This window comes from Marseilla massiliensis (assembly GCF_023336985.1).
Taxonomy (GTDB): Bacteria; Bacteroidota; Bacteroidia; order Bacteroidales; family Bacteroidaceae; genus Prevotella; species Prevotella intestinigallinarum.
The window spans coordinates 45,368-52,157 of sequence record NZ_JAMBLP010000023.1; the positions used below are offsets into that span (position 1 = coordinate 45,368).

Annotated in this window: 2 protein-coding genes; both read right to left on the reverse strand. The window is 55.3% G+C overall.

Annotated elements, in window-relative coordinates; genetic code table 11:
* Window positions 1–7 precede the first annotated feature (7 nt).
* The gene (locus tag M3089_RS13175; protein WP_249084557.1) at window positions 8–2,026 is read right to left on the reverse strand and encodes a RagB/SusD family nutrient uptake outer membrane protein; all 2,019 of its coding nucleotides are present in this window, start codon (window positions 2,024–2,026) and stop codon (window positions 8–10) included.
* Between the two features lie 36 nt (window positions 2,027–2,062).
* Window positions 2,063–5,218, reverse strand: coding sequence for a SusC/RagA family TonB-linked outer membrane protein (locus tag M3089_RS13180; RefSeq protein ID WP_249084558.1), 3,156 nt, complete (start codon window positions 5,216–5,218; stop codon window positions 2,063–2,065).
* Window positions 5,219–6,790 lie beyond the last annotated feature (1,572 nt).

Here is a 6,790-nt window from a genome sequence, read left to right on the forward strand (position 1 = left end):
TCCCCGATTACCATCCGGGGTTCTGGATAAGCCCATAGCCCTTGTTGATTTCAGTCTGCGGGAACGGGAACAGATACCACTTGGCATCGAAGCCGGACGTCCAGGCCAACCGCACCCAGTCATCATTGAACGGGAAGCGCTCGTATTCAAAGTCGGTGGGCTCATAGAAGCCGGGGGCTGTCGGGTCGTCGGCCGATGTACGCTTGTCGCCGTTTGTCCACATCGTGGTCACCGTATCGCGCACGCCTGTCGTCGGGTCGGTCTGCATACGCCATATACGCAGTCCGTGCAGATGCTTCTCGAAGATGTCTGCCCTCTTGTAGCGGATGAGGTCAAAGTAGCGCTCGTTCTCGAATCCGAGCTCGCAGGCGCGCTCACGGAGCAGCTCCTCAAGCAGGGCGTTCTTGTCGCCGGTCAGGTTCTTGTCGGGGTTGCACTCCACCAGTCCCCTCATACCAACGCGCGAACGCACGAGGTCTATGTAGCGCAGGGCGCCGTCGAAGTCGTTGTCGGCCTGCAGCAGTGCCTCGGCGTATGTGAGGTACATGTCAGACATGCGGATGACATCCCACTGCGGGAACTGGCGGTCGTAGCACGATCCAACCACATACTTCTTGTTGCCGAAGCCCGTGGCAAAGAATCCTTGCTCGGTTGCGGGCTGCTGGTTGGCGTCGGTTCCGCCCACCCAGTTTTCGCAAATGTCGCCCGTGGCGTTGCCGTCGGTCCAGTTGGTCTGCTGCGGCACGCCGTTGACATAAACAGTCTCATAGAGGCGCGGGTCGCGTGTGAGCACGCGGTTCTGCAGGTCTTGCAGACCCTCTACGCGGTCGCCCTTGACGAACATAGTGTCGAGGCGTCCGGCCACACTGTCAGTGTGCCAGTCGAACGGTGTACCGTCGCGCCACGGGAACATCTCGACATACTCGGCCGTCGGGGTGTAGGCATAGCGTTCGTTGCGCCCGTACATGAGCGTATAGCCCTGATACTTGGAGTCGTGAGTACTGTTGGTGACACGCACCGAGTATACAACCTCGGGGCTGGCCTGGTTGACATAGCCGTAGCGGAAGGCATAGCGGTAAGCCTCCTGGGTGTTGGCCGTTGGCATAACCATGCGGTAATAGCCGTTGGCAGCCACCTCGTTGAAGAACTGGCGGCAGGCCGTGCGGCACGAATCCCACAGGTCCTGGCGATAGCTGCCATACCAAACGAGGCTGTCGCGCTCAGCTTCGGTAGAGCCGCCATAGTAAGGCTGGTCGCTGTTGAAGAGCGGAGAGGCCGCAAACTGGAATATCTTGCACTTCAGTGCCATGGCGGCAGCCCTTGTCCATCGGCCGGTCTCTGTCTGAGCAGCCGTGCCGGTGTATGCCCAGGGCAACACGCTCGACGCCTCGTCGAGCAAGCCGGTCATGAAGCGCACAGTACGGTCAACCGACGCGCGCGGAAGGCTGTACGACCCATCAAGGCCCGAGAACGTGCCTGTTACGATAGGCAGTCCGCCGTAGCACTTGAACATATTAAAGTATGTAGAGGCTATGAGGCACTTGCACTCGGCCGAGAGGCGGTCTTTCTCGCTCTGCTCCATGCCGGGCACACCGTCGATATTCTCGAGCAGCATGTATGCCGAGCGTATCAGCTCCCAGAAGTTCTCGGTGGTGAAGCCGTAGATGGGGCCGTCGGTGCTGGCCGTCAGCGAACCGCTATAATAACTGCCATAAAGCATAGAACCGCTAAAGTGGAGATGATAGATGTCGGTAAGGGCATCGAGTTTGCCTTTCCAGTAGCTGGCCGACAGCGGAGAGTCGTTGGAGCTGCGGTAAGGTATGCCGTAATACTGCAGTGAGTATATGCCGGCCACGAACTGGCGGGTGTACTCAGCGTTGTGGAACACAGAGTCTTTGGTGGTGCCACCGCTCGGAGCCTTGTCGAGGAACTCGCTGCCCACGGCAATCTCGTCGGTGCACGAGCTGACGCCCGCTGCAGCAGCCACGGCTACCAATCCGCCAAATAACAACTTATGTATTTTCATAATTAAATTCCGATTTTAATGATGTTCTGCTGTGAATTAGAATCCTAACTTAAGCGACACTGTGTATGTGCGCTGCAACGGGTATGACGGAGAAGCGCTTGCCCTGGTCTCCGGGTCGCCCCAGATGTAGGGAGAAATGGTGAAGAGGTTGTAGCCGCTCAGAGCCAGCTGGAACTGGTTGAGGCCAATGCTCCTCATGAACGGGAAGTGGAAGTCGTAAGCCACCTCGAGGGTCTTGAGGCGCAGGTACTTGGCGTCCTTCTCGTAAAGTGTCGACGTTGCGTAGTTCTGGGTACCGTTGAGATTTGTCACACGGGGATACTCGGCATCCTGCGAAGGATTGTCCACTGTCCATGTGTGGTCAAGGTGATATTTCAACAGACCACCTTGAACTTCGGTTGTACGACCATGGAACGGGCGCATGAACACATCGGAGAGATAACGCGACACGTTCCACGCGCCGGTGAACTGCATGTTCACGCTCAGGTCTTTCCACTTGAAGCCGAGGTTCAATCCGGCGATGTACTCCGGGTCGTCGGTATAGCCGTAGTCGCGGCTCATGTCGTTCTCGTTTATCACGCCGTTGCCGTCGAGGTCTACGTAAATGGCATCACCGGGCTTCAGGTTCTCGTTGGCAATGATCTGCTGCGGGAACGGCTGCCCGAACTCGCGCTCATAGTCGGCCTCGGCTCCGTCGTAATAGTATTTCCAGAAGAGATACTGGCTGCGCGAGCCAATGCGGTGGCCCTTCTGATACTGATACTCGTTGTTTAGCGGGGCTTCCTTCATCTCCTTGATTTCGTTCTGGTTGTACGAGAGGTTTACGCCAACCCAGTAACGGAAGTCCTTGCCTATCTCGTCCTGCCACTTGAGCGAGAGTTCCCAGCCCCAGCTGTCCACCTCGCCTTGGTTGGTGTAAGGCACGTCGAAGCCGATGATGCTCGGTGCCGTGCCGTCGCGGAGCAGAATGTTGGTACGATGCTCCTTATAGTAGTCGAACACGGTGCGCAGGCGGTTGTCGAACAGGTTGAGGTCGAAGCCATAGTCCTGCTTGAAGGCCTTCTCCCAAGTCACCTCAGGGTTGTTGCGCGACGACTCGAATGCGCCGGGATAGATGGTGCTGTTCTCTATACCGAACGAGTAGCCGCGTCCGCCACGGGCCCAGATGGCGCCGTTGTTTACTGTGTATGGGTCGTCGAGGTACATGAAGCGCGAGCCGCCAATCTTGTCGTTACCCACAAGACCCCACGATGCACGCAGCTTGAAGAAACTGACAACCTTAGACAGTGGCTTGAAGAACTTCTCCTCGCTCATAACCCATCCGATAGATCCTGCGGGGAAAGTACCGAAGCGGTTCTCGGGCGCAAAGTTCTCCGAACCGTTGTAACCGATGTTGAACTCGGCCAGGTAGCGGTTGTTCCAGTCGTAGGTGACACGGCCCACAAGGCCCACATATCCGCGGGCGAGGTCGGGATACTCGGTCGAAGAATAATAGTATTGCTTGCTCTGGTTGTACAGCAACAGGGCGCCGATGGTGTGCATGCCGAACGAACGGTTGTAGTTGAGCGAAGCCTCGGCATACCAGTCGCGCGCCTTGCCGGTGTCGGTCGAGTAGCTCACCGGCTCGTCGCTGCCAATCTTCCTGTAGGCAATGGTGCCGTCGTCCTGCAGCACGGGGTTGTAGGTGGCCACGGCAGCCGAACCGTTCTTGAGCACGTTGTACTGGCTGTTGTACGAGCCCTTTATCTTGAACGACAGACCTTTGGTTATCATGTCGAGCTTCTGTTCGAGCTGGAGGTCCATCTGGAGCTTGTTGACCTGCGTGTTCATGAATCCGGTGCCATAGTAGCCCATGCCCGAACTGCCGGTGAACGGCAGCTGCACGTCGGAATAGTCGGTCGTGGTGGCCACAAGGCGGTCATCCACGATACCGGGGCTCGAGAACGGCGTGGCCTGGTAGGCCAGCATGATCATTCCCGATGCACCCTGGCCCGTGTAAGGCTTGTGGGCGTTGCTCATGTTTCCGGCAATGTTGAACGACAGTGTGGTTGTGTTTGTCACGTCCATGTCAAGGTTGGCACGGTAGTTAAAACGGTTATAGGCGTAGCTGTTGTCGTATTCCTGGTTGAACTGCTGGAACAGACCGCCCTGGGTGAACACACCGGCCGAGATGAAGTAGCGCACCTTCTCGCTTCCTCCGCTGATGTTCACGTTGTGCTGTGTCTGCAGCGTGGCGTCTTTCATGATGTAGTCGGCCCACTCCGTGCTCGGGAACCTGATGGGGTCGGAGCCGGTGCGGAACATCTCGAGCACCTCGTCGGAGAACTCCGGAGTACCTCCGTCGTACTCTCTCATCATGTTGTGGAAGAGGGCGTATTCGTAGCTCGATGCCTGCTCAACCATCTTTGTAGGCATCAGGAGGCTGAACGAGGTCGAACCGCTGATGCGCGCCTTTCCCTCCTTGCCTCGCTTGGTAGTGATGAGCACCACGCCGTTGGCGCCTCGCACACCGAACACAGCCGTTGCCGATGCGTCCTTGAGCACGGTGATGCTCTCGATTTCGTTGGGGTCGATGTCGCTCATCGAGCGCTCCACACCGTCAACCTGTATGAGCGGGGCGGAGTCTTCCCATGTAGCCTGTCCGCGCACGAACACCGTGGCGGCGTCCGAGCCCGGCTCACCTGAGTACTGCACCGTGGTCACACCCGAAAGCTGTCCGGCAAGCACGTTGTTTACCGAGCTGACCGGCGTGCGCACGATTTCTTCGCCCTTGATGCTGGAGAGCGCTCCCGTCACGGTCACTTTCTTCTGGGTACCGTAGGCAACGACCTCAACGCCCTGCAAGACGTTTGAGTTCTCCTCGAGCACCACCTTCATGCCGTTCTTCGCGCTCACCACCGCGGGCTTGTATCCCACGAAAGTGATTCTCAACTTCGTGCCGGGAGCCACTTTCAGTGAAAACTTTCCGTCGAAGTCTGTAACTGTTCCCTGGGTGGTCTTGCCGCCCTCAATGATGACACTGGCGCCGATAACGGTCTCGCCATTCTGGTCGACTACCGTGCCGCTAATCATACCCTGCCGTTGCACGGCCTGCACTTCGGCCGAGGCGGGAGCAAGGCCCGACGGATGGAATCCGCACAATAGGGCGACAGGCAGCAGCCACCATCTTTTCAGTAACTTATTGTCAGCCATCTTAGTAGTATAAATTTAGTAAAACAAAGATTTTATTTCATTCTTTTTGTGAGATGCGCCATATAGCCCCCCAGGCATCGACGGCCGGCACTCACAGCCCGCGAAACGGGCATAACGCATTCAAGCATAACTCTTACGGCGGCTCGGCGGCTTTGGCCGCAGTCCGCATATTCATTTTCGTATAACCGATAAGCATTGCATTTATCATCTTAGGCGTTTGTTACATTTCAGGCGTTGGCACTCCGGGTGCCGGTTTTCTGACAGTGCGTAGTCAAACAGCTGTCTGCAAAGTTAAACATTCCGTTCACATATCTTAGTAGATAAATCATCGAAAAAGCTACCTTCATTACAGTTTTTAGTCATTACAGTCAAACCGGAGCAGCATCAACCTCCCAACCCACGGGTTGCCGACATTGAGAACTGCAACAACGGCATTTCCGACACAATACGGAACATGGCCTGCAGGCTGCCCCGACGCGCAATGTTTCACTGCAAAGTGGCCGGTGCACACACCTGCTCTTTTCGCAAACAAAGGTAGAAAAATAATAAAAGTTATTTTTGCCGCTACCGTTAAAAAAGCCTAACAAGTCATGGTTTTAACATACCAACGAAACATCTGTGCAACAGTGATTGCATTGCTGCTGCAGGATACGGGCGCTGCAGCACACCGGCAAAGTGAGAGCATAATAACAAAAATAATGAAACGGAGACAGCAATTCACGCCATTTAACATCAATTGTTTACAACAACAGCCCGCCCAATGACTCTTGGCAACAGTAACGCGGCCAATTTAAGCTACAGGCGGCAACGCCCCTACCCCGGCCCAACTGGACCACAGGCAGGGGATACGGCCCGGTGAAGCCCGAAAAACAGGATAAAATAAAAGCAACAGCCATAAAACCGACAGTCCGACCGAAGCCATACTGTGGCACAGCCCATCCATGACATTATCTGTAGCTGTTGAATAATTGATTGTCATCAGGTTGTGGGCAGTTCGGAGAATGTTTCTTGGAGCCCGAAGAGAGAGGGGATCTGGCTACACGAGCGCAGGGTCACAAGGAGTCAACACGGAAGGGCGTGAAAGATGATGGAAAAGATAATATACCACAATAAGTAGGTGTTCAAAATTAATTGCCATCATTTTGTGCGCTATTTCGGTGATGCATGCCAAAGTATGAAGAGGGAGCGTAGCGGGCTACGCGACCGATGAGACTTTGGCATGCATCACCGAAATAGCACACAAGATGGCGGCAAAGATATAGAGGACACATGCAAGGGCAATTGTATCGGTTAATCTTGAACAGCTGCTTAATATGGTTTGGCATCGGTTGACTTGCAACAGCTACTTTTATTAATGAACATGCGCATCCTGCAAAATGCGGGGGTTGGCTGTTGGTTGAAGCAGTTATTTGGCTGCCGGAAGCAGTTGTCTCTCGCCGCGCTCGCCCATATTGTTTGCATACATCATCCACCAAAGCAGTTGCCGGCAAACTCCCCGCCGCCGCAATGACGCCAAACTCCCGCCAACTGCCTATAACTACTTGCCAACTTGCTGACATTCATATAGTATTA

Bases quoted from the DNA above. Each gene is read 5' to 3' on its own strand.
- M3089_RS13175 (WP_249084557.1), bottom strand. From the start codon at position 2,026: ATGAAAATACATAAGTTGTTATTTGGCGGATTGGTAGCCGTGGCTGCT.
- M3089_RS13180 (WP_249084558.1), bottom strand. From the start codon at position 5,218: ATGGCTGACAATAAGTTACTGAAAAGATGGTGGCTGCTGCCTGTCGCC.